16 protein-coding genes and 3 tRNA genes are annotated in these 20,311 nt (G+C 63.6%); 6 read left to right on the top strand and 13 right to left on the bottom strand.

The genetic code is table 11. From position 1 onward, the window contains the following. Window positions 1-2,055 (bottom strand): type II secretion system F family protein, encoded by a 2,055-nt coding sequence (locus NGM29_RS01885; protein ID WP_254158570.1) that lies wholly within the window; start codon window positions 2,053-2,055, stop codon window positions 1-3. Continuing rightward, entirely contained in the window at window positions 2,052-5,846 is a 3,795-nt protein-coding gene (locus NGM29_RS01880) for an ATPase, T2SS/T4P/T4SS family (protein ID WP_254158569.1), read from the bottom strand. Before NGM29_RS01880 ends, NGM29_RS01885 begins: the two co-directional genes overlap by 4 nt. Before the next feature lie 354 nt (window positions 5,847-6,200). Between NGM29_RS01880 and NGM29_RS21110 the strand changes: the two genes are divergently transcribed. Together NGM29_RS21110 and NGM29_RS01875 are read left to right on the top strand one after the other, a co-directional pair. Then, a complete protein-coding gene (locus NGM29_RS21110; protein WP_256548179.1) occupies window positions 6,201-6,332 on the top strand; it encodes a hypothetical protein in 132 nt (43 codons plus the stop codon). A gap of 5 nt (window positions 6,333-6,337) precedes the next feature. Then, the gene (locus NGM29_RS01875) at window positions 6,338-6,583 is read left to right on the top strand and encodes a hypothetical protein (RefSeq protein WP_254158568.1); all 246 of its coding nucleotides are present in this window, start codon (window positions 6,338-6,340) and stop codon (window positions 6,581-6,583) included. A 534-nt stretch (window positions 6,584-7,117) separates the two neighbouring features. On the opposite strand, the gene NGM29_RS01870 is transcribed toward NGM29_RS01875, so the two are convergent. Beyond that, entirely contained in the window at window positions 7,118-7,597 is a 480-nt protein-coding gene (locus tag NGM29_RS01870; protein WP_254158567.1) for a DUF411 domain-containing protein, read from the bottom strand. Window positions 7,598-7,747: 150 nt separating this feature from the next. Beyond that, on the bottom strand, window positions 7,748-7,993 hold the full coding sequence (locus tag NGM29_RS01865) for a hypothetical protein (RefSeq protein WP_254158566.1): 246 nt from the start codon (window positions 7,991-7,993) through the stop codon (window positions 7,748-7,750). Between the two features lie 110 nt (window positions 7,994-8,103). On the opposite strand from NGM29_RS01865, the gene NGM29_RS01860 reads away from it, so the two are divergent. Next, window positions 8,104-9,357, top strand: a complete 1,254-nt coding sequence (locus NGM29_RS01860; RefSeq protein ID WP_254158565.1) for a sulfatase — start codon at window positions 8,104-8,106, stop codon at window positions 9,355-9,357. Window positions 9,358-9,489: 132 nt separating this feature from the next. Here NGM29_RS01860 and NGM29_RS01855 read toward each other — a convergent pair. The 3 genes from NGM29_RS01855 to NGM29_RS01845 form a co-directional block, all read right to left on the bottom strand. Next, a tRNA-Ile gene (locus NGM29_RS01855) sits at window positions 9,490-9,564 on the bottom strand. Window positions 9,565-9,641: 77 nt separating this feature from the next. Then, window positions 9,642-10,229, bottom strand: coding sequence for a MogA/MoaB family molybdenum cofactor biosynthesis protein (locus NGM29_RS01850; RefSeq protein WP_254158564.1), 588 nt, complete (start codon window positions 10,227-10,229; stop codon window positions 9,642-9,644). A gap of 136 nt (window positions 10,230-10,365) precedes the next feature. After that, window positions 10,366-10,438, bottom strand: a tRNA-Asn gene (locus tag NGM29_RS01845). A gap of 231 nt (window positions 10,439-10,669) precedes the next feature. Between NGM29_RS01845 and cca the strand changes: the two genes are divergently transcribed. Further along, entirely contained in the window at window positions 10,670-12,136 is a 1,467-nt protein-coding gene (gene cca / locus NGM29_RS01840; RefSeq protein WP_254158563.1) for a CCA tRNA nucleotidyltransferase, read from the top strand. 46 nt (window positions 12,137-12,182) lie between these two features. Here cca and NGM29_RS01835 read toward each other — a convergent pair whose 3' ends face one another. The 4 genes from NGM29_RS01835 to NGM29_RS01820 form a co-directional block, all read right to left on the bottom strand. Continuing rightward, window positions 12,183-12,836, bottom strand: a complete 654-nt coding sequence (locus NGM29_RS01835; protein ID WP_254158562.1) for a DUF6517 family protein — start codon at window positions 12,834-12,836, stop codon at window positions 12,183-12,185. A 103-nt stretch (window positions 12,837-12,939) separates the two neighbouring features. Beyond that, window positions 12,940-13,947, bottom strand: a complete 1,008-nt coding sequence (locus NGM29_RS01830) for a histone deacetylase family protein (protein WP_254158561.1) — start codon at window positions 13,945-13,947, stop codon at window positions 12,940-12,942. A gap of 4 nt (window positions 13,948-13,951) precedes the next feature. Beyond that, window positions 13,952-14,383: a histone gene (locus NGM29_RS01825; protein WP_254158560.1), complete on the bottom strand. Its 432-nt coding sequence runs from the start codon at window positions 14,381-14,383 to the stop codon at window positions 13,952-13,954. A 60-nt stretch (window positions 14,384-14,443) separates the two neighbouring features. Then, complete coding sequence (locus NGM29_RS01820; RefSeq protein WP_254158559.1) at window positions 14,444-15,922, bottom strand: single-stranded DNA binding protein; 1,479 nt, start codon at window positions 15,920-15,922, stop codon at window positions 14,444-14,446. A gap of 326 nt (window positions 15,923-16,248) precedes the next feature. Here NGM29_RS01820 and NGM29_RS01815 point away from each other — a divergent pair. Further along, window positions 16,249-16,321, top strand: a tRNA-Arg gene (locus NGM29_RS01815). Window positions 16,322-16,582: 261 nt separating this feature from the next. Here NGM29_RS01815 and NGM29_RS01810 read toward each other — a convergent pair. Next, window positions 16,583-17,989: a hypothetical protein gene (locus NGM29_RS01810; protein ID WP_254158558.1), complete on the bottom strand. Its 1,407-nt coding sequence runs from the start codon at window positions 17,987-17,989 to the stop codon at window positions 16,583-16,585. 438 nt (window positions 17,990-18,427) lie between these two features. On the opposite strand from NGM29_RS01810, the gene NGM29_RS01805 reads away from it, so the two are divergent. Next, window positions 18,428-18,922 carry a carotenoid biosynthesis protein gene (locus tag NGM29_RS01805; protein ID WP_254158557.1) on the top strand — a complete coding sequence of 165 codons (495 nt, stop codon included), beginning with the start codon at window positions 18,428-18,430 and terminating at the stop codon, window positions 18,920-18,922. Between the two features lie 4 nt (window positions 18,923-18,926). Here the strand turns inward: NGM29_RS01805 and thrC are convergent, their stop codons facing one another. Continuing rightward, a complete protein-coding gene (gene thrC / locus NGM29_RS01800) occupies window positions 18,927-20,210 on the bottom strand; it encodes a threonine synthase (protein WP_254158556.1) in 1,284 nt (427 codons plus the stop codon). Between the last annotated feature and the right edge of the window lie 101 nt (window positions 20,211-20,311).

The raw sequence follows: 20,311 nt of genomic DNA, 5'->3' as shown, positions 1-20,311 counted from the left end.
TCAGGCCACCAGCGCCCAGGCGACCAGGGCGATCGTCGAGAGGATGATCACGTACTTCAACCCGCTCAGCAGGTCGGCGTCGCGGATGTAGCCGCTGATGAACCCCGAGAGGACGGCTTGTAAGGTTACCGCGTGGAAGAACAGCAGCGACAGCTGATCGATGTCGACGTTCTCGCTGAAGTTGGCGTCCGCGAGCTGGCTGTTCGCCCCGGCGTCGACGTCGCTGCCGCCCGTCTCGAGGCCCGCCATCGTCCCGATGAACTGGGTCTGGAGGATGGCGATCACCGCGAGTAGCGTCATGAACGTCATGATGATGATGACGACCTGCATCCGCGTCCGGGACTTTCGCTCCCGTTCGATGTCGTCGTGATTCTCGCTCGAGCGGGCGGCCGTTCGCAACACCGCCGAAATCTGGTTCGACGCCTCCTGGGACTTCGTGATAAGCTTGACCGTCCGGGCCAGCCGCGGAATGTGGTACTTGTTGTTGAACTCGACGAGCGCCTCCGAGAGGCTCATCCCGTAGTTGACCTTGGTGTGCATCAATTCGAGTTCGCGAGCCAGCCGCCCCGAGGTCGTTTCGGAGACGGACTTGAGCGACTCGAGGAGCGTGAGGCCGGTGTCGTTCGCGCTCGCGAGTTTGCGTAAGTCTTCCGAGAGCGTCTTGACGACGGCGTTTCGCGAGATGACGTTCCACTCCCGGAAGACCGAGAGCGGGACCATCGTGATGTAAAGCGGCGCGTAGAGGTAGATGAACGTACCCCAGACGGGCCGTGCTTTCATCCCTTCCCACGAGGTCGGTGCGCTCCCGTTGACCATCGCCGTCGTCACGACGACGAGGGCGGCCGGCACGGTCAGTGCGAGCGTGAACAGTGGGTTGTCCCGGAAGAAGAGGTGCGGTGCCTGCAGAACCTTGACGGTCTCGTGGGTACCCTCACGGTTCTTGATCCGGTCGAAGACGCGGTGGGCGCCGGTGTACTGTTCGACGAGGCCCAGGTTGAGGAGGCCGCGGTCCTGCTCGTGCTTAATCCGGCTGTCTCCACTCGATGTTCCGAGGTAGCCGTCGCCGGGCTCGTCGTGTTTGACCGTCGAAACGAGGACGATGAAGGCCACGCCCGTGAGCGGAATCAGTCCGTACACAGACATGAACAGCAGGTTGGGATTGACGGCCGCGTCCGGCACCATCTGCATGATCACCAGGATGATGATCAACAGGAGCGGAAACAACGAGAGCGTCATGTACATCTCGCCGAACAGCTCGAGCGTCTCGAGGGTGAGTTCCTGCTCCTGTTTGGCAGTTCGCATGTGCTTTTCTTTCTTGTCCTCGAGGAAGCTCTCCATGTCGCCGCCGCTGTTGACGATCGAGAGCATGTCGGTGAGGAACTGCGAGAGGTCGTCGCTCGGGGTCTCGATCGCCTGCTTTCGGATGGCCGTCCGGTAATCGACGTCGAAGTACTCGGTTTCCTGGACGATGCTCTGGAACTCTTTCGAGACCTCGCCGTAGGTGTCGTCGGCCTCGGCCATCGCCTCGAGGATCTCGAGCTGGTTCAGTCCGCCGACCGAGAGGGCGTACATGTAGGAGACCGCGTCCGTCAGGAGCATGTTGATCTCGCGCTTGCGCGTCGACGCGCGCGAGTACGGAATCGCGACGAGTGTCCCGAAGCCGAAGGCGAACCCGAGGCTCCCGAAGAACAGGCCCGTCGTGACGATCAGTGCCGGAATCCGCAGCGTTTCGATGATCGAGAGGACCGTCTCGCTGCTGACGGGGAATCCGATGATCGTATCGACCTGGATCACTCCGGTCGCGAACAGGCCGTACCCCAGCATCAGCCCCATGAGCCAGAGCACGAGGCCGGCGATGAACCCGATGCCGAGCGACCGCGAGAGGTACATCTCGACGGTGTCGGTCATCCGGGCCTGGGCGAGTTTCGTCTCGAGGTCGGAGACGAACTGGCTGTCCTCACTGAACAGCCAGTCGTAGAGCGGGTAGAACATCTCGCCGAGAAGGTCGGAACTGCTCGCGATGCCGCCCGGTCCGTCGCTCGACTGGAGGCTCATGCGTCGTCTGCCTCCGCGTCGTCGTCAGCCGCCTCGTCGTCTCCGTCCTCGGAGAATATCGAGCCCGACACGCTTCCGTCGATCCCGTCGCTGGCGTCGTCGTCATCGTCCGAGAATATCGAATCGCCACCGTCGTCACCGAAGATCGAGCCGTTCCCATCGTTCGAGTCGACGGTATCCGTTCCGGTACTCGAGTCGGCGGGGCCGTCACCCGCGCCAGCGCCGGTGGTCTGATTCTCGTCGTCGAAGATCGACCCGTCGTCCTCGTCGAAGATCGACCCCTGGGGGGCTTCCGCCGGAGTGTCGTCGCTCGAGCCGTCAGCATCGGAACCAGCGTCGTTGCTCGAGCTGTCGACGTCGTCGGCCACCGGGCCGGACCCGAATATCGAGTCCAGATCCCGGTCCGGGAACATCGCGTCGAATCCCGACGTGTCGGGACCCGGCTTGGAGTGCGTTTCCGTCCGTGTCTCCGTGCTCGGCCCCTCCTCGAGGCGTTCGAGCGTCGACCCCATGTCGGAGAACAGTCCCTCGAGGGTGCCGTCTCCCTCGTCGGCCGTCTCCGGGGGAGTCGCCGTCGAAGTGCTGCTCGTGACGGACGTATCGGCTGTAGCTGACGAATCGGCCGTGGTTGACGTCTCAGCCGTGGCGGATGTGTCAGTCGTAGTGGACGTATCGGTCGCAGCTGACGCATCGGCTTCGGCGGACGTCCCGGCCGCGGAGCTCGGTTTTCCTGACGTATCGTGATCGGCAGCCGCGGCCGTCCCTGAGTCTGCCTGCTGAGCCGTCACTTCCTCGCCGTCCTCGGGACCGGAGTCGGGTGCCGGCTGACTCGCCTCGCTCGCCGTCTCGTCGGACCCGGTCGCCGGCTGAACCTCGTCGGTAGATCGGCTGGACGTCGATTCGTCCGGCACAGCCGTCGATGTCTCCGCCGGCCCGGCCTCGAGTTCCGGCGCGGACGCCGAAGCCGTCGGCGCCTCGCTCGTCGAATCGGCGGGTGTCGACGACGCTTCCGCCGCCGTTCCGTCGCTCGCGTCGGCAGTGGCGAAGTCCCCGTCGTCGTTCAGCCACGCGGGGCCATCGCCCGAGTCGAAGGCGAACTCGGTCGAGCCGTCGCCGAGGTCCCACTCGTCGTCCGAGACGTCCTCGTCGACCTCGCCGCCGAAGTCGAAGTCGTCGACGTCGGCCCGGTCGACCTCGATCGGGTCCGCCTGTTCGACGTCGCCGAGCGCGCTCGCGAGGCCGCTCGGGACCTGTCCCCGGTACTCCTCGAAGAGCGACTCCTCGGCCCGCTCGAGGATGTCCGTCGAGAGGTTGTACGTCTCGGTAGTCGAGTCCGGCCGGGGCACCAGTTCCTCCTTCTCGGGGTCGACGTCGATCAGGACGCTCTCCATCTCCTGGAGATCCTCGAGGCTGTTCTCGAGCTGGCTGTTGGCGATCAGCGTCAGGATGGTCTCTTGGTCGTTGATGAACGCCTGGACGGTCGCCGCCACTTCCGAGTACGTGTTGAGGCCGTTCTTGATCAGGTACGCGAGGATGACTTGCCGCTTGAACAGCTCTGTCCGGAGCTTCTCGTCGTTCCAGCCGCGGTCGAACTTGATCTCCTCTAAGGTGTTCGAGTCCCCCATCTTGAGGTACTCGTCGGTCTCGGCCTGCCACTGGTAGACGTCTTGAACGTTGATCTCGTCGTGTTCGGCCTCGTAGTGGTTGATCTCGGTGAGCGATTTGTTCCGACGTACCTTCTGGCCCTGCACCCGGGTCTGGGTCTGAATCGAGACCAGGTCCAGCGCCGTGAACATCGTCTTCGAGACGTTGATCGGGTCCGTCGTGAACCGCTTGAGCACCTCGTCGACGGAGTCGGCGTGGAACGTCGTGTACGTCGTGTGCCCCGTGGACATGACCTGGAACAGGGTTCGCCCCTCCTCGCCCCGGATCTCGCCCATCACGAGGTAATCGGGGCGCTGGCGCAGTGCGGCGCGCAGCAGGTCGAACTCGTCGACGTCGCCCTGGTCGTCGTCGGCGAACGACGGGCGGGTGACGGAGGCGATCCAGTTTCGCTGTGGGAGTTCGACCTCGCGGGTGTCCTCGATGGAGACGATCTTCGTATTGCTCGGGATGAACAGCGAGACCGCGTTCAGGCTGGTCGTCTTCCCGGATGCCGTCCCACCGGCGAAGATCAGGCTCTTGTGGTTCTCGATGGCTAGCCATAGGTAGGCCATCTCGTCGAGACTGAACGTGTTCCAGTTGATGAGGTCGACCGGGGTGAACGGGACGTCCTTGAACTGCCGGATCGTGTAGTTAGTCCCGTGGTCGGAGACCTCCTTGCCGAGGGTCAACTGGGCGCGCGAGCCGTCGGGGAGGGTGGTGTCGACTTGGGGCAGTCGCTTGCTGATCCCCTTGCCCGAGCGCTGGGCGAGTTTGACGACGAAGTCGTCGAGTTCGCTCTCGCCGTGGTAGATGTTCGAGATGACCTGTTCGTACCCCGAGTGGTAGACGAACACCGGCGAGTTGTAGCCGTCACAGGAGATGTCCTCGACGTTGATGTCGTGTTTGATCGGGTCGATCCGCTCGTAGCCGAGGAAGTTTCGCTTCAGGAGGTAGAGCAGTTTCTCGACCTGGTACTCGGTCAGCGTGTCCGGGTCGTCCTCGAGAATCGCCGGCTCCGGCCTTGCCGCCGTGCCCTCGAGGTAGAGGTCGGCCGTCGTCGGCGTCTCGTCCTCGTCCTCGAGCAGCGTTCGCAGGGATTCGATGATCCCCTTCGTGGTCTTCCCGCTCGACTTCTCGAACAGGTCGTAGCGTTTCAGCAGCCGACGGGTTTCCTCCTCGATGACCTCGCGGCGGCCGTCCAGGTCGGCGGTGTGTTTGATCCCGTCGTCGGAGTACTTGATCGCCGTCCGCAACTTCCCGCCGAGGAAGTCCCGTAGCTCCTCTTCGATCGGATTCAGGTGGGGCTCGACGGCGTAGTACTTCTTCTCGTTTTCCTTCTCGGAGTGGAAGATGATGACGAACGCGTAGGGTTTGTTCACCCAGTAGCGCTCGACCTCGCGGTAGTGGCGCTTCTTGGCGAACGGAACCGCCTTCTCGAGGTCGTACCGGTTGACGACCGTCGTGTCGCCGATCTCCGTCGAGAAGAACTTGTCTTCGTCGAGGTCCTCGCTGACGTTGACCGTCCGCTCCTCGATGACGTCGTCGAGTTCCATTGCGGCCTGCCCGCCCTGGTGGAGCTTCCGACGGATGTCGTCCGGATCGAACCCGAGTGCCTCCTCCTCGTCGAACGACTCGATTTCGCCCGACCCGTCGCGGGGGCGACTGCCGTCCTCGTCGTAGTAGTACTCCCACTTGTAGTGCTCCCAGGTGTAGAAGTCCTTCAGAACCGGGGTGGTTTCGGGGTCGACGTAGGTGAGAAAGATGTCCTGGAGACGGTCCCCGTTCGGCTGAAATACCTCGCCGATCAGGTCCGGCAGTTCGTCCGGATCGTAGCCCAGATGGGCCTCCGGATCGAACTCGATGCGCTCCCAGTCGGCGCCGTAGGGCGCAGTCGACTCCGTCGAGCCGTCGGTATCGAGCCCGAGCTGATCGTCGGGGCCGCTCACCCCGTGGGGATAGAGAATCGAGATTTCGTCCTCGTAGCCGTACTCCGTCATGAAATCGGCCCACGTGTACGCTCCGACCCGAACGTCGGCGCCTCGAGTCGGCTCGTGTGTCGTCTGCGTATCCGACCCCGACGCCGATCCCGAGTCACCACCCTCAGTGACCGCACCCGGATCGGTTTGGTCGACATCCTCAGTAGCCATTGACTCCCTCCAATCTCTCATCCATCAAAAGTTTCATCCAGAAATTACCACTTCTGATAATCTCGGGTGACGCCGTCCATGCCACTGTCTCGCGCCCCGCCGATTGCCTCGATCTCACACTCATGTCAGCACCTCCACTGTATCTACCGCTCGTTTCGACCCCGTTTATTTTTGTCTTGTGGTTAACGTTAAAAGACCATCATTTGCGATCGACAGTCGACGATTCGTCAGAGAGTGGGACCTACGGGTTCCGTTCGTCCAGTCTCACGGATTGTGTTCGTCGAACACGTTCACCGGCTGAACAAACCGCTCATTTTATTATTCGATGCGGCCGTCTCTCAGCAGAACAGGCATATGGCACTTCGCCGTCTCCACGACGAACTCAGTCCGCTCGCGTGGTGGATACTCGTCCTCTCGACGATCGCCGTCGGGATCGCGCTCGTCGGAACGATCATCCTTGGCGCCGAGTTCGGGGCCATCTTCTAACACCCATGCAGCACACTCCCCTCATCCCCTCGAAAACGGCCCTCTACCACGCCGCTGGGCTCTTCCTCCGCGTCTACATCACTATCGTGATCGTGACCACCGTCTACAGCCTCCTCTGGTTGCTCGAGATTGCGGGCTACCTCGACGAACAGATCATCGGCGTCATCTGGATCTCGATCGCGGCGATGGGATCGGTGTTTCTCGTCCTCCTGATCCCGCTCTACTGGTCGAGCCGGTCGAAAAGCAGGTAGTCGAACGATCCTCGTACACGAGTGATATGCGTCATGGGCTGGATGGTCGGACTCGACCCGGTCGGGTGATCGAACTCACGTTCGACGCAATCGACGCGAAGCAGCGATCGGTACGCGTGCCACTTCCTCGAGGCGACTGTCGTCCCCGGCAGGTTCCTGGACGCGGTATCCGACGAGGCTGCCGTTCTCCCCGACCGATTTTCGAATTCCTGATAAAGGGGTTTGAATATGCGCGGCCGAGTATGATAGGCTATGGCTCGAAGGGGAGACGGGTCGAACAGAGTGGTCGCGATCTGCGTCGAGTGTGGATCCTCCCACGCGGCGATCGTCTGTGAGGGCGGACGAATTCGCCCGATCGGTACAGACGCGTGTTCCTGCGGCAGTCGCGACTTCGAGATAATGGAATGATGGGTGCCGCTCGAGAGTCCCTGCCATCGTCTGGTTCTCCTGGTTCGTGTCCTGACGCTGGAATCGACCGATCACGTCACTGCTCGATTTACAGCACTCGTTCGAAGGGCCTGGATTCCTGGCCGTTCACAGTTCTGTATATACTGCCCGGCCCCCTTCGACCCGAATTTCGTACACCGGCCACGTTCCGTCTTTCTCCCCGCCCATCCCCGGCGACCCGGACGGCATTCCCGGTAATGCGATTCCAGCGATATCGGGTTCGTCCTCGAACAGCGTGGCGATGGTTTCGGCTGGAACGTGACCTTCGACGAGGTAGTCGTCCAATTCGAGGGTGTGACAGCTTCGAAGGCCGGGTTCGATTCCGCGATCATCCTTGAAGGCCTCGAGGTCGTCGGAAACGACCGTCTCCAGGTCGGCCGTGAGTGAGTCGTCGAGATACTCCGCGTAGACGTCACAACAGTTACAATTCGGCCCTTTGTACATCGTCGCGGCGGTCACTGGAATCGCTTCGTCCGTCTCCCACTCGTCCGTTCCATCGCTCAGGCACCCTGTCAGCGCAATGGCGAGTGCACTCCCGCCGGCCAGCAAAGCCGCGCGTCTCGACATCTCTCTCATTCGTACTCCATTGGTCTCTCTCGAGAGCCATTTCTGTGTCGATACTTCCAGACGAACGAGAATTGTCCGGTTGTCGATGGTTGCGCCACCCGCAAACGAGTGGGCGAATCGGGTAACCGAAACCGAGCGGCGATCGGATCGCTACTCGAGATAACCTAGCGACTCGAGTCGCGCTTCGACTTCCTCCTGAGCCGCCCCTTCGTAGTCGTCCGTCTCGGTTTCGGCTTCGACGGAAGTGAGCACTTCCCGCATGACGAACGCTACGTACTCGTCGGCCGAGTCGAAGTCGCTTCTGGGGAGTCGAGCTTCGATCCTGGAGACGAGTCCCGACGGAAGGGTTATCGACTCGCGTTCGTCGCGCTCTAGCGCGGCATGTTCCGAACTCATTAGCGTGAGTTGGACCGCGAAGCGTATTATTATCGGGTGTATAAGCCATCATAGCGACTTCGTAGAATACCAAACGTTGATTGGGGAGACCATAGACCGTAGCGACAGTAATGGGAGATCAACGGAACGTCATACTCGTCACGGTCGACAGTCTTCGACTCGACTACTGTAGCTACGCAGACGAGCTGTCGGACACGATGCCGACGTTGAAGCGCCTCGCGGACGACGGTCTCGCGTTCGAGAACGCGATCGCTACGGGGCCTGCGACCCACGAGTCGGCGACGACGTTCATGACCGGCGAACACGCGGTCGAGCGACCGGGTAGCACCGAGATTACCAAATCACAGATGCGAGAGCACATCCGAGCGCATCTCCGATCACAGCGAACGCTCGCCGAACGGATGTCGGCGGCCGGCTACGAGACCGCGGGATTCACCGCAAACCCGTGGACCTCGCGCCACTTCGGGTTCGATGCCGGATTCGACTACTTCGAGGACTTCATGGACGAAGACCTCTCAAAGGGGCTCGTCGAGGGCGGACGGCCGGAAAACTCCGCTCGCTACGCGCTCGTCCAGGCGCTCAACTGGTGGCAGGGACAGGACATGTTCATGTCCTGGGAGAACTACTACGACGAGATAACCACGTGGCTCGAGAGTGCGGACGACCCGTACTTCGCGTGGGCGTTTCTGGTAGACCCACACCTCCCGTACATTCCGGGTGACGAGTATCGATCGCGCTCGCGACTGATGACGTACCTGGCGAACATGTGGATGTACGCCGGGCGGCCGGACTGGTTCGACGAGCGGTTCCGCTCGGCGCTTCTGGACGCGTACGAGGACACCGTGCGACACACCGACGCGTTCCTCTCGCAGCTCTTAGCCGATCTCGAGGAGATGGACGACGATCCGTTGCTCATCGTTCACGCGGACCACGGCGAACTCTTCGGCGAACACGGACGATACGGCCACGGCGGGTATCCCCACGAGGAACTCGCTCGCGTCCCGCTGGTCGTTGGGAACGGGCCGAACGACACCGTGACGGAACCGTTCTCTCTGCGGCGCCTTCCGGAACTCGTCTCGACGCTGGCAGCGGGTGGGGACTACGAAGCGCTGACGGAGCCGTGGGTGGTCACGCGGAACCGAAACCCGACGACCTGCATCCGCGGGAAGAACTGGAAGTTCGGCAGAAGACACGACGGCGAGGAACTCCTCCACACACTGCCGGGCGACGAAGACGAGCAACTGGACAACGAGGAACTGCGCGCAATCGGTTGCCAGCTGGTTGACGACTGGGAGGAAGCCAAACGCGAGCGCGAACGAATAATCCGCGGCGTCGACGAGTTGCCGATCGGCAGCAAAGTCTGAGCGGACTGGCTCATCAGGTGGTTCCGGGGAATCTAGCGACGACTCGAGGGCCAATCGCTAGTTACGGTCACAGACGAGACACAAGCGCTGTCCCCTGTAGAGACGTTGGTTGGGAATCGTGTGGTCTCTGGATGGGCCCTGACGGATTCGAACCATCGACCACTCGGTTATGAGCCGAGCGCTCTAACCAGACTGAGCTAAGGGCCCCTTTCAATCGGGGGAAAACGGGCAGGCTAATTAACGCTTGTTGTCCGGGGTCGCCTCGAGCTTCGAGTACCGTCTCCTCACTCCCCGTCGAAATCCGCGAGCGTCTGCGTACCCGTCCCGGCGCGATGTTTCGTTGCCAGTCCCGCGAGATGGGGCGCCTCGGGGACGATCAACTGCTCGCAGGCCGTTCGGCAGGCGTTCGTACTCCCCGGGAGACAGAACACGGGCGTGTCCGCGGCGATTCCCGCCGTCGCTCGAGAGGCCATCGCCCGTGTCCCGACCTCGTCCCACGAGAGCGACCGGAACAGCTCGCCGAATCCGGGCAGGTCGCGTTCGAAGAGCGACGAGGCCGCGTCCGGGGAGACGTCGTCGACGGTGACGCCCGTCCCGCCGGTCGTGAGCACGACGTCGATTTCGGGCTGGACAACCAGACTCCTGACGGCCGTCCGGATCGCCGCGTAGTCGTCGCGAACGAGCTCGCGGGTTCGGACCTCGTGACCCTCGGCCTCGAAGCACTCCTGGATGGTGTCGCCGCCGGGGTCGTCTGGATCCGGCTCGTCGCTCGCGGCTCTCGAGGACGAGACGGTGACGATTCCCACGTGTAGCGGATCGATGACGTCGTGTCCGTCGTCGTCGGTCGTTCGTCTGTCGGCGGGTGTCGACATGGACGTCACTCCGGTGGGCGGGGACTAATAGCCATTCCTCGAGAACGGTGTTGCGATAGCCGTTCGCGAAGCGCAATCGCGTCCTCGAATCACGGCGTAGGTGCTCCTCGAGTGCGAGTATGAGTGCGAGAGAAGGCGCCGAAGCCAGGACTCGAACCTGGGACCGCCTCGTTAACAGCGAGGTGCTCTACCAACTGAGCTACTTCGGCTTGGGGCATCTGCTGGTTGTCGGGTCGATTTGATAGGGCTTTCGCTTTTCCCCGGGTCGTGCCCCGAGTTCACGTCGCACACGGGTTTACTTCCCTCTTGTCCTCGCACTCGAACTCGTCCTCGTCTTCGTCCCCGCGCTCCGCTGTCGCACGCGCGCTCGCCGTCACTTTCCAGCGAAGGCGCGTCGTCCTTCGATACCCTTTCGGCCGTCGCTCGAGTACGTCCCTCGTATGAGCGACGACACGGGGGAGGGCGAACCCGAAAGCGGGGCCGACGGGGCGCCCGAGGACGCGGACGCGAGGACCGCTGCACTCGAGGCCATCACCGAGCGCGTCCTGGAACGAATCAGCCCCGACGACGTCGAACGAGCCACCATGCACGCGGCCGCCGAGGAACTCCTCGCTCGAGCGACCGCCGCGGCTACCGACCGCTGTCCGGACGCCGACGTCGTCCAGGTCGGCTCCACGGCGCGCGACACCTGGATCAGCGGCGACCGCGACATCGACGTCTTCGTCCGCTTTCCACCGTCGCTCGACCGCGAAACTCTCGAGACTTACGGCCTCGAGGTCGGCCACGAGACGCTCCCGGAGGGCCACGAGGAGTACGCCGAACACCCCTACGTTACGGGCGAGTACGACGGGTTCGACGTGGACGTCGTCCCCTGTTTTCGACTCGAGGCCGCCACCGACATTCGCTCGGCGGTCGACCGGACGCCCTTTCACAACCGGTATCTCGAGGCCCGACTCGACGGCGAGACCGCCGACGACGTTCGTCTCGCCAAGCAATTTCTGAAGGCGATTGGCGCGTACGGGTCGAACCTCCGGACGGAGGGATTCAGCGGCTACTTGACCGAGTTGCTCGTCGTCGAGTACGGCGGCTTTCGGCCCCTGCTCGAGGCGGCGGCCGACTGGCACCCGCCCGTCGAACTCGATCCCGAAGATCACGGGCGGGCGCGCGAGACGTCGTCGTCTCGGAATGGAGCGGACGGCGACTACCCGTTCGACGACCCGCTCGTCGTCATCGACCCGACCGATCCCGAACGCAACGTCGCCGCGGTGTGCTCGGCGGCGAACGTCGCCCGATTCCAGCACTACGCGCGCGAGGTGCTCGAGTCGCCCCGAATCGATCTGTTCGAACCGGACGAACCGGAGCCACTCGGGCCCGACGAACTCGCGGCCCACCTCGACCGACGCGAGACGACACCCATCGCGATCCGATTCGATGCCCCTGCTCTCGTCGACGATCAGCTCTACCCCCAACTCCAGAAGTCCCTCGACGGCGTCGTAAGCGGTCTCGACCGTCGCGAGTTCGACGTCCTCAGAGCCGAGACGTTCGCCGACGCGAGCGCCGTTCTCTTCGTCGAACTCGCCGTCGCCGAGCGCCCGGCCGTCGAGCGCCACGAGGGGCCGCCGGTTCACGTCAGGGGACACGCGGAGGGGTTTCACGACGCCTACGCAGACGACGAGACGGTGTACGGCCCGTTCATCGACGGTGACCGGTACGTCGTCGAACGCGGCCGGGATTTCACCGACGCCATTTCGTTCCTCGAGAGCGACCGACTGCTGGACGTCGGGCTCGGCGCTCACGTCGAGACGGCGCTCGAGGACGAGTACGAGGTGCTGGTCGGGTCCGACGTGAGCGCGTTGCTCGAGGAGTTCGGGGCAGCGTTACGGGCGTATTTCGAACCGACGCCGTGATCGAATCAGTGCCGTCTCAGTCGTCGTCGTTTCAACCGGCGCCGTCTCACTCGGCGTCGCCTGCGTCCTCGATAACGCCCTCGACGAGCGAGAACACGTTCGGTTCTTCTCGCCCCTGGATCTGTTCCGGGTAGACGCCGATCGCCACGAGGTGATCCTCGCTGGTCTGGATCGCTTCGGTGACGTGAATGAACACGTCGAGGTCGGCACCGTCGAAGTTCGCGCTCGCGCTGAACCGCGACATCCTCGTCTCCTGGTCGAGCACCGCCACCGTCTCGTCGGCGTCGTGGGTAACGTTACTGAACCCGTCGTAGTTGTTCTTGACGAGCGCCATGACCTCCTCCGTCGACATCTCCTCGACCGGGTTGAGTTCCTGCCCGAGGACATCGACCTGCGGCGTCGTTAGCACGTTGAAGACGGCCGCGCGAAGACTCCCGAGGGGCCCGAGGTCGACGCTCTTGTCGTACTCCGTCAGGTAGTTCGTCACGGTCACCGTTTCGCTGTAGAGGAGCAAGTCGACGTTCTCTTCGACGCCCAACGGTTCGGTCCTGATCTCTTGGTAGCCAGCCTCCTCGAGCACCGACTGGTCGACGCCGGCCGGCGCCGATTCGTGTTCAGCAAGTCCCAGTACACCCAGACACCCCGAGAGACTCGCGAGGCCGACGGCGCCGGTCCCCGCGAGAACGTCTCTGCGATTCATCGTGTGCTATCTGGCGAGTCAGTTCTAATGAGTGTGTTGGCTTCTATCCAGTCGTTCGATTGGCACGACCTGATTCTCATCGGTGAATCGATTCGCGGCGACGCTACTCGAGGCCGTGTGCCTCGCGTACCTCCTCGAGCACCGCGGCGACGTCGTCGCTCACCGGGTCGTCCGGGCCGAGCGGGTCGCGCCCATCGAACGTCTCGTGGACCAGCGCGACGCTGTCGGCGAGCACCTCCAGGCCGTAGCCTCCCTCCAGGACGAACGCGAGGGCCGCGTCGACGTCTTCGGTCAGCGTCCGGAGCCGATCGGTCATGAGTGCGTACGCTTCGGTCGACAGGCGTACGCGCGAAATGGGGTCGTGGCGGTGGGCGTCGAAGCCGGCGCTTGCGAGGACGAGTCCGGGGTCGTACTCCTCGAGCACCGGGGCGATGACGCCGTCGAGCGCCTCGAGGTAGTCGCCGTCGTGTGCGCCGGCGGGCATCGGGACGTTCATGGACGTCCCCTCGCCCGTGTCGGTCCCGGTCTCGTCGACGTCCCCCGTCCCGGGATACAGCCCCTTCTCGTGGAGCGAAACGAAGAACACGTCGTCGCGCTCGTAGAACAGGTCCTGGGTTCCGTTGCCGTGGTGGACGTCCCAGTCGATGATCGCGACGCGGTCGACGTCGTACTCGTCGATGGCATACTGGGCCGCGACTGCGACGTTGTTGACGAAACAGAACCCCATCGCGTCGTCGTAGACGGCGTGGTGACCCGGCGGCCGACCCAGCGAGAACGGCGTCTTCCGACCGTCGTCGCCCTCGAGGGCGCGTTCGGCCGCCCAGCACGCGAGGCCGGCGCTGGCCCGGACCGCGTCCCACGTCTCTTCGACGGCGCTCGTGTCCGGGTCCCAGCTACCGCCGCCGTCGGCACAGAACTCGCGAACGTCCTCGAGATACGATCGGTCGTGAATCGCAGCGATGGTGTCTATTGACAGCGGATCGACGTCGACGTACTCGACGCCGTGTTTTCGCTTCAGTCCCTCGCGAATCGCCCGGAGGCGGTCCGGCGTCTCCGGGTGGCGCGGGCCGGGGTCGTGTTCGAGGCAGGTGGAGCTGTACCCAAAGCGCATGTGATTACTGGAAGAGTGCGAAGTACGTCTCGATGTCGTCGGCCGTGATCGTCCGTCGGTCGGCGTGATGGGCGAGCGTCGCCGCCGCGCGGGCGACGTTGTCGGCGTAGTCCTCGAGAATGTCCGCGAGCGCGATGCGGGCGTCCATGGAGACGCGATAGTGTTCGTCGATGTCGATGCGCGCGATCCGATCGACCGGGGCGACCGGTAACTCGAGGTCGTCCTTGTCGACGACGGTTTCGACCTCGAAGTCCTCGGCCATCAGCGTCTTCCGGCCGTCCGCGGTCGCTCGCTCGGCCGCGTCGATCGCTAGCCGGGCACCGTGAGCCTGAATCTCCCTGGCCAGTTCCTCCGCCGCACCGGCGCTCACCCGAAGGTCCCCCGCGTTCCGTCGAATTATCGTGTCCACCGGAGCGAACGGGAGTTCGACGTTCATACACAGATAGCCGAAGTTGACCTTCTTAACGCTTTTCGTACAGGCTACGGGCGTGCCCGCTCAGAAGACCTCGTCGGCCTCGAGTCGCCCGTCGCTGACTTGGCCACGTGCCGTCACTTCTTCCCCGAGGCCGACGTCGGCGCTCGTCTCGACGCTCATCGTCGTCTCGCCGTCGTCGAGGACAACCGGATCGCCGGCCTGGACGACGACGCCGGTGAACTCGATCTGTTCGCCGTCTTCGGGGTCGTTGGGGTCGTTGGCGTCGTTGGTGTCGTCGGCGTTGGCGGTATCGGCAGCATCACCTGTCCCGTCTGTATCGCCACCTTCACCGTCTTTAGCCGCGTTCGCCCCGCCGGCATCGCCGTCCGCGAACGCTGAGAGCCCGGCCGACTCGCTCCCGCCGTCGCTCGAGTCGGCGCTGGCACCACCGCCACCGCCCTCGCCGAGCACCGTCACGGTCGAGCGCCACCCGGCGGAGGCCTCGAGGTCGTCCTGCCAGCCGTCTTTAATCTCGACGTCCGCCAGCGCGACCTCGTCGCCGGGACCGATGTCGACGTCGGCCTTCTCACTCCACATGGCGACGCGGATGTCGCCCGTCGCGTCCTGGACGCGGATGTTTCGAACCTGTCCCTCCGAGCCGTCGTCCCTGTCGAACGTGCGTTTCGGGTCCGCGGATCGAACGACGCCCGCGATGTCGACCGTGTCCCCGATCTCGAGGGATTCGATCGGCGTACTCTCGGGGACGTACTCGACGTCTGCCTCAACTTCCTCGACGGCGCCGCGGTTGCCGACGTGGAGTTCGAGCGAGCCGTCACGGTCGCGCACGTAGCCGTCGACGACCTCGACCGTGTCCCCGGGAGCGAACTCCTCGGCGAGGTCGGCTCGCTCGTCCCAGAGGGTGACCCGGACGCGTCCGGTCGAGTCGCCGAGGGTGAGGTTGGCCACCTTCCCCTCCGAGCCGTCGTCCCGGTCGAACGTTCGGACGGCGTCGGTGTCGAGGACGACGCCAACGAGATTCACGTCCGAGAGGCCGAGCGAGAGCGCCTCGACGGTGTAGGTGTCGGAGATTTGGACGTCGATCTCGGTGTCGTCGTCCGGTTCGACGTCGTCGACGCTCACTTCGACGCCGCTGAACCCCTCCTTCGGGCGGCCCTTGATCTTCAAAACCTGTCCCTCCTCGAGTTCGTCGACGGCCGCTTGGGCGTGTTCGTCCCAAAACGCGGCCCGGACGCTCCCGGTTTCGTCGGCGACTTCGACGTTGACGACGCGCCCGTCCTCGTCCTCGCCGTCGCGTTCGAACGTGCGGATGTCGCCGATTTTCACGACCTTCGCCGTGAACTTCGCTTCCTCCATCCCCGGTTCGATGTCCGCGACGCCGGTGACCTCGCTCTCGCCGAGTTCGTGTGCGATGAGCATCGCTGCCGTTTCCTCGTCGGCGAGCCCACCCATCTGCTCGACTTTGGCCTCGACGGCCTCCTGGAACTCCTCGAGGGAGACGTCGGCCTCGAGGTCTTCGTAGATACCCTCGATCTCGCTCATTCTATGCTCGTGCATGGGTAGCCCGCGCATAAGCATTGTCCATTTGCGGTCGTCGCCGGATTCGGTCGTTCATACCGGGATCTGCCGCGGGATCGTATTTAAACCGTCGGCCGCCGACGGTCGGTGTCGAGCGTGCGCTGGTGCTCGAGGTCGTGACCTAGAACGTGGTTCGGAATCCTGACTCGTGAGTGACTCGCGAGCGATTCGTGACGGACTCGAGGTAGTGACTCGAGAGCTGTGCGCTGCGGTCACGTCCCACAGAATCGACAGCGACACCGCCTCCCTTTCGAAAGGGCTTTAACCGACTCCGGGTAACCATGAGATGAGTCCTGGTAGGGTAGTGGACTATCCTCTTGGCTTGCGGAGCCAGGGACCGGAGTTCAAATCTCCGTCAGGACGCTCACTTCTGGCGAGCGCTTCGCGTTGCTCAGCGCTCGCTGCGGGTTCGGTCCTGACGTGCCTTTCGCTCGCGAAAGACTCCGTCAGGACGTTCTTTGGACGTACCTCTGGACGGAGGCTCAGTCAGGACGCTCTCGTGAACGTAGTCTCAGCGGAGGTTCCGTTAGAACGCTCTCGTGGACGTAACCCTCCGGTGGAAGACTCCGTCACTCCCTTCGAGTGTGCTCCAAAAAACGCAGGCCAACAGCGGCCCGACTACCGTTACCGGGTGTCTTTCACGCCGCCGGGGAAGTCGTTGTTCTGAAGCGAGACGTTACTCGAACCGTCGAGGATGAGCAGGGAGGCCTCGCCCTCGTAGGACTCGCTGTAACTGTCTTCGATCACCACGTCGTCGGAACCGTTGACGACGATGGGAATATCATCCGTCGTGAACTCGCCGTCGGTAATGTGGTAGTTGTCACCGCGGAGCTCGAGTCCCCCGCGGCCATCACCGGGCTGGTCGATCGACAGGTCGTGGAACCGGCAGTTGCTTCGCTCACAGTAGATCGTGTGCCGGATCGGCGACCTGGTCGCGTCGCCGGTCACGTTCACATTTCGCAGACTAACGATGCCGGCGTCCTCGCCGAGGATGCGGAACGCGTAGCCACTGGCGTCGATGTCCACGTCGACGTTTTCGACCGTCGTTCGCCCCGACTCGGGATCGATCCGGATTCCCGAGTTGTTACCGTCACCGATCGAAATCGAGGTATTCCTGATCGTCGCCTCGTCGACGTCGTCCAACACTCGTATCGCGGCCCCGTTCGGTTCGGGAATCCTGATGTCGGCACCGTCGATCTCGAAAGAGGCCCCACGATCGAGTCGAATCGCGTGCTGGCCCGCTGCTCGCACGGCATTGTCGTCCACGATGATGGTCGGGTAGTTTACCGTAGCTTTGTTCCCGGAGAGTCGAATCGACGCGGTGCCGCTGTTTCTGAACAGACCACCCTGGACGACGAGTTCGCCGTCGTCCGACGATTCGTAGAGGCCGTTGTCAGGGAACGCGCCGAGGGTACAGTCACTCAGCGTGAGCGACCCGTGATGATTCGGGTTGACGCTGATCCCGGTGGGTCCGCGCCACATGTTCCCGCTGTTGGGCGTGTCGTCGACGTGGGCCCCGCCAGCTTTCGCACGAAAACACTCGACGAATCCCGATCCCCCCGGATCGGTAATGTTGAACAGACCCGGACCCCACGTGCCGCTGTCGTGCAGGCCGTAAATACCGATTCTGCCGACGTAGAGGCCGTCCTCGACCTCCGCGTTGATTACGCGGATCCCCGTGTCCTTGGCGCTCTGATCCACGGTAAAGTTCTCGAAGTGCAGGTCCCGTCCAGGACGATCGGCAGTGCCGAGCCTGAACAGACGGTACTGCGGTCCATCGAAATTGTGGTAGTTCGCGGGTACCAGCGTCGCGTTGTCCCCGACGAACCCGGCATTCTCGAAGTTGGTGAACCGGACCTGCTCGTCCATGTAGTAACGCCCCTCGGGGAACTTCAGCAGCGTGTCGTCGTTGACGAGCCGCTGTATAACGGGTGTCACCGATTCGTTCCCGGTGTTATCCGCCCCCTCCTCCGTGACGTCGATAACCGTCCGATACTGGTCCTCGAGTGTATCGTCAGACGCGGACGTCACGCCCGAAAGAGCGAGCGCAGAACCGGCGCCGACGAGACAACCTTTCAGATACGATCTCCGACCGAATCGAGCCGACTGTGGTTCGTTGGAACTCACGGAAGGCCCTGAGAACAGTGACTATTTGGCTATAGGCTCTGTAACGTTTCACTCTCGAATTTCAGGAATAAAACAATAGAGTTGCAATTATTCGAACCAATAACGCTCCCCCAGAAACGACATTCACGCACGCGAGGGGGTCGATGGGTTACTCGCCAGCTAACTCCGTTCGGATCAGTGAATTCGTCGATCGACCGCTCGAACGGGCGCTAAGTATGTGAACTGGGTTAGTTAATCCGGATTGATCACAGTTCGTGGGTTTCTCTCGACGGAATCGTGCGCCCTCACTCGCCCCGAGCTAGAGGGAGCACGTATTTGTTCCTGGAATGAAAGGAACGACGTATGCCAGGCAGTCGCCAATTCGCACTCACGACGGTACTCGTCGGCGTCATTGCCCTCACGCACGCGGCGTTCACGTGGCCAACGCGCGCGACCGTCGCGTTCTTCGTCGGCGGCGCGCTGATCGCGTTCGTCGCGGAAGCACTCGTCATCGGCCTCGGGTGGCTCGAGCACCACGTCGGCCCGAAGGTCGTGGGCGTGCCGCTCTACGTACTGTTCGGCTGGACCGGCGTGATTTACGTCGCGCTTCGGCTCGCGTTTCTCGCGGTCGACGGCTGGAATGTCGTCGTCCTCGCGGCCGCGCTCGCGACCGGGTACGATCTGTTAGTCGATCATCAGGGCGTCGAGGAGGGATACTGGACCTACACCGACAGTCTCCCCGGACCCCGTCGCCGCGGAGTTCCGTGGTGGAATTTCCTGGGGTGGTTCGTCATCAGCGGACTGACGGCGGCAATCGCCGTCTCGTTGCTCGAGTTCGGCCTCCCTTTCGCCGACTAGCGAGTCAGGACTCGAGAACCTCGAGGACGCCCGCCGTATCGGCGGGCACCGGCTCCGGATCGCGGCCGGCCGCGGCGGCCGCGTCGGGGTCCTTGAGCAAGTGTCCGGTGGTGAGGCAGGCGACGCGTTCGTCCGCGGCGACGACGCCCTGTGCTCGGAGTTTTCGAAGGCCAGCGACCGACGCGGCCGAGGCGGGTTCGACGCCGATCCCTTCCTCGGCCAGGTCGCGCTGGGCTGCGGTAATCGCCTCGTCACTGACAGCGACAGCGGTCCCGCCGGTCTCCCTGATCCCGGGCAGGGCCTTCGGCGCGTTCACGGGATTGCCGATCCGGATCGCCGTCGCGCGCGTCTCGACTTCGTCCCAGCGGCGCACCGCGTCCGCGTCGTTCTCGATCGCTTCGACCATCGGCGCGGCCCCCTCGGCCTGCACGCCCGTCAGTTTTGGCACGTCCTCGACCGCGAGTTCGCCCGTCTGGACCAGTTCGCGGAAGACCTTGTACAGCGCCGCAGTGTTCCCCGCGTTGCCGACGGGGAGGACGATCCGGTCGGGCCAGGTCCCGTAGTCGGCCTGGAACCCTTCGAGGATTTCGAGGCCGATCGTCTTCTGGCCCTCGAGGCGGAACGGGTTCAGCGAGTTGAGGAGGTAGGTTTCGCCACGGCTTGCCAGTTCCTGGACGATGTCGAGACATCGATCGAAGTTGCCGTCGACCTCGAGAATGCGCGCCCCGTGGAGGCTGGCCTGGGCGACCTTGCCGGCGGCGACCTTGCCCGCGGGGAGGAGGACGAGCGTTTCCATGCCGCCGCGAGAACCGTACGCCGCGAGGGCAGCGCTGGTGTTGCCCGTGGAGGCGCAGGCGAGGCGGTCGACGCCGAGTTCACGGGCGACGGCGACGCCGACGGTCATTCCCCGATCTTTGAAGCTCCCGGTCGGGTTCATCCCCTCGTGTTTGATCCGAAGGGTCTCGACGCCTACGTCGGCCTCGAGCCGAGGAACTCGGTAGAGCGGCGTGTTCCCCTCCTGGATCGTGACGCCCGAGTCGAGCGGGAGCGATTCGGCGTACCGCCAGACCCCGGTTCCCGAGAAGTCGTCGAACGTGGGAAGGTCGTCGGAGCGAACCTCGAGCAACCCGTCGCAGGCGTCGCAGGTGTAGCGGATGGTCTCGAACGGCGCGAACGTCTCGCCGCAGGCGACGCACTCGAGCCAGGTACCGTCGGCCGCGGTTTCGGCTGGTGACTCCCAGTCGGCCGTGAGAGAGAGGGTGTGCGATGGATCGTGGCTATCAGTCATTATCCGGCGGGAGGGAGCCAACGGGGAAAAGTGGGCGGGTTGCTGCGGATGCTGCCGTCGAGAGCTATCGGGCCACCACGGTGCCGGTGGCCATCGCGACG

Source organism: Natronosalvus rutilus (assembly GCF_024204665.1).
Classification (GTDB): domain Archaea; phylum Halobacteriota; class Halobacteria; order Halobacteriales; family Natrialbaceae; genus Natronosalvus; species Natronosalvus rutilus.
Note: the sequence above shows the minus strand (reverse complement) of the source record. Positions and strands in the feature narration are given on the sequence as shown.

Coding starts and splice junctions, on each gene's coding strand:
- NGM29_RS01880 (WP_254158569.1), bottom strand. CDS start 5,846: ATGGCTACTGAGGATGTCGACCAAACCGATCCGGGTGCGGTCACTGAG.
- thrC (WP_254158556.1), bottom strand. CDS start 20,210: ATGACTGATAGCCACGATCCATCGCACACCCTCTCTCTCACGGCCGAC.
- NGM29_RS01830 (WP_254158561.1), bottom strand. CDS start 13,947: ATGCGCTTTGGGTACAGCTCCACCTGCCTCGAACACGACCCCGGCCCG.
- NGM29_RS01825 (WP_254158560.1), bottom strand. CDS start 14,383: ATGAACGTCGAACTCCCGTTCGCTCCGGTGGACACGATAATTCGACGG.
- NGM29_RS01805 (WP_254158557.1), top strand. CDS start 18,428: ATGCCAGGCAGTCGCCAATTCGCACTCACGACGGTACTCGTCGGCGTC.
- NGM29_RS01885 (WP_254158570.1), bottom strand. CDS start 2,055: ATGAGCCTCCAGTCGAGCGACGGACCGGGCGGCATCGCGAGCAGTTCC.
- NGM29_RS01860 (WP_254158565.1), top strand. CDS start 8,104: ATGGGAGATCAACGGAACGTCATACTCGTCACGGTCGACAGTCTTCGA.
- NGM29_RS01820 (WP_254158559.1), bottom strand. CDS start 15,922: ATGAGCGAGATCGAGGGTATCTACGAAGACCTCGAGGCCGACGTCTCC.
- NGM29_RS01850 (WP_254158564.1), bottom strand. CDS start 10,229: ATGTCGACACCCGCCGACAGACGAACGACCGACGACGACGGACACGAC.
- NGM29_RS01835 (WP_254158562.1), bottom strand. CDS start 12,836: ATGAATCGCAGAGACGTTCTCGCGGGGACCGGCGCCGTCGGCCTCGCG.
- NGM29_RS01870 (WP_254158567.1), bottom strand. CDS start 7,597: ATGTCGAGACGCGCGGCTTTGCTGGCCGGCGGGAGTGCACTCGCCATT.
- NGM29_RS01875 (WP_254158568.1), top strand. CDS start 6,338: ATGCAGCACACTCCCCTCATCCCCTCGAAAACGGCCCTCTACCACGCC.
- cca (WP_254158563.1), top strand. CDS start 10,670: ATGAGCGACGACACGGGGGAGGGCGAACCCGAAAGCGGGGCCGACGGG.
- NGM29_RS01865 (WP_254158566.1), bottom strand. CDS start 7,993: ATGAGTTCGGAACATGCCGCGCTAGAGCGCGACGAACGCGAGTCGATA.
- NGM29_RS21110 (WP_256548179.1), top strand. CDS start 6,201: ATGGCACTTCGCCGTCTCCACGACGAACTCAGTCCGCTCGCGTGGTGG.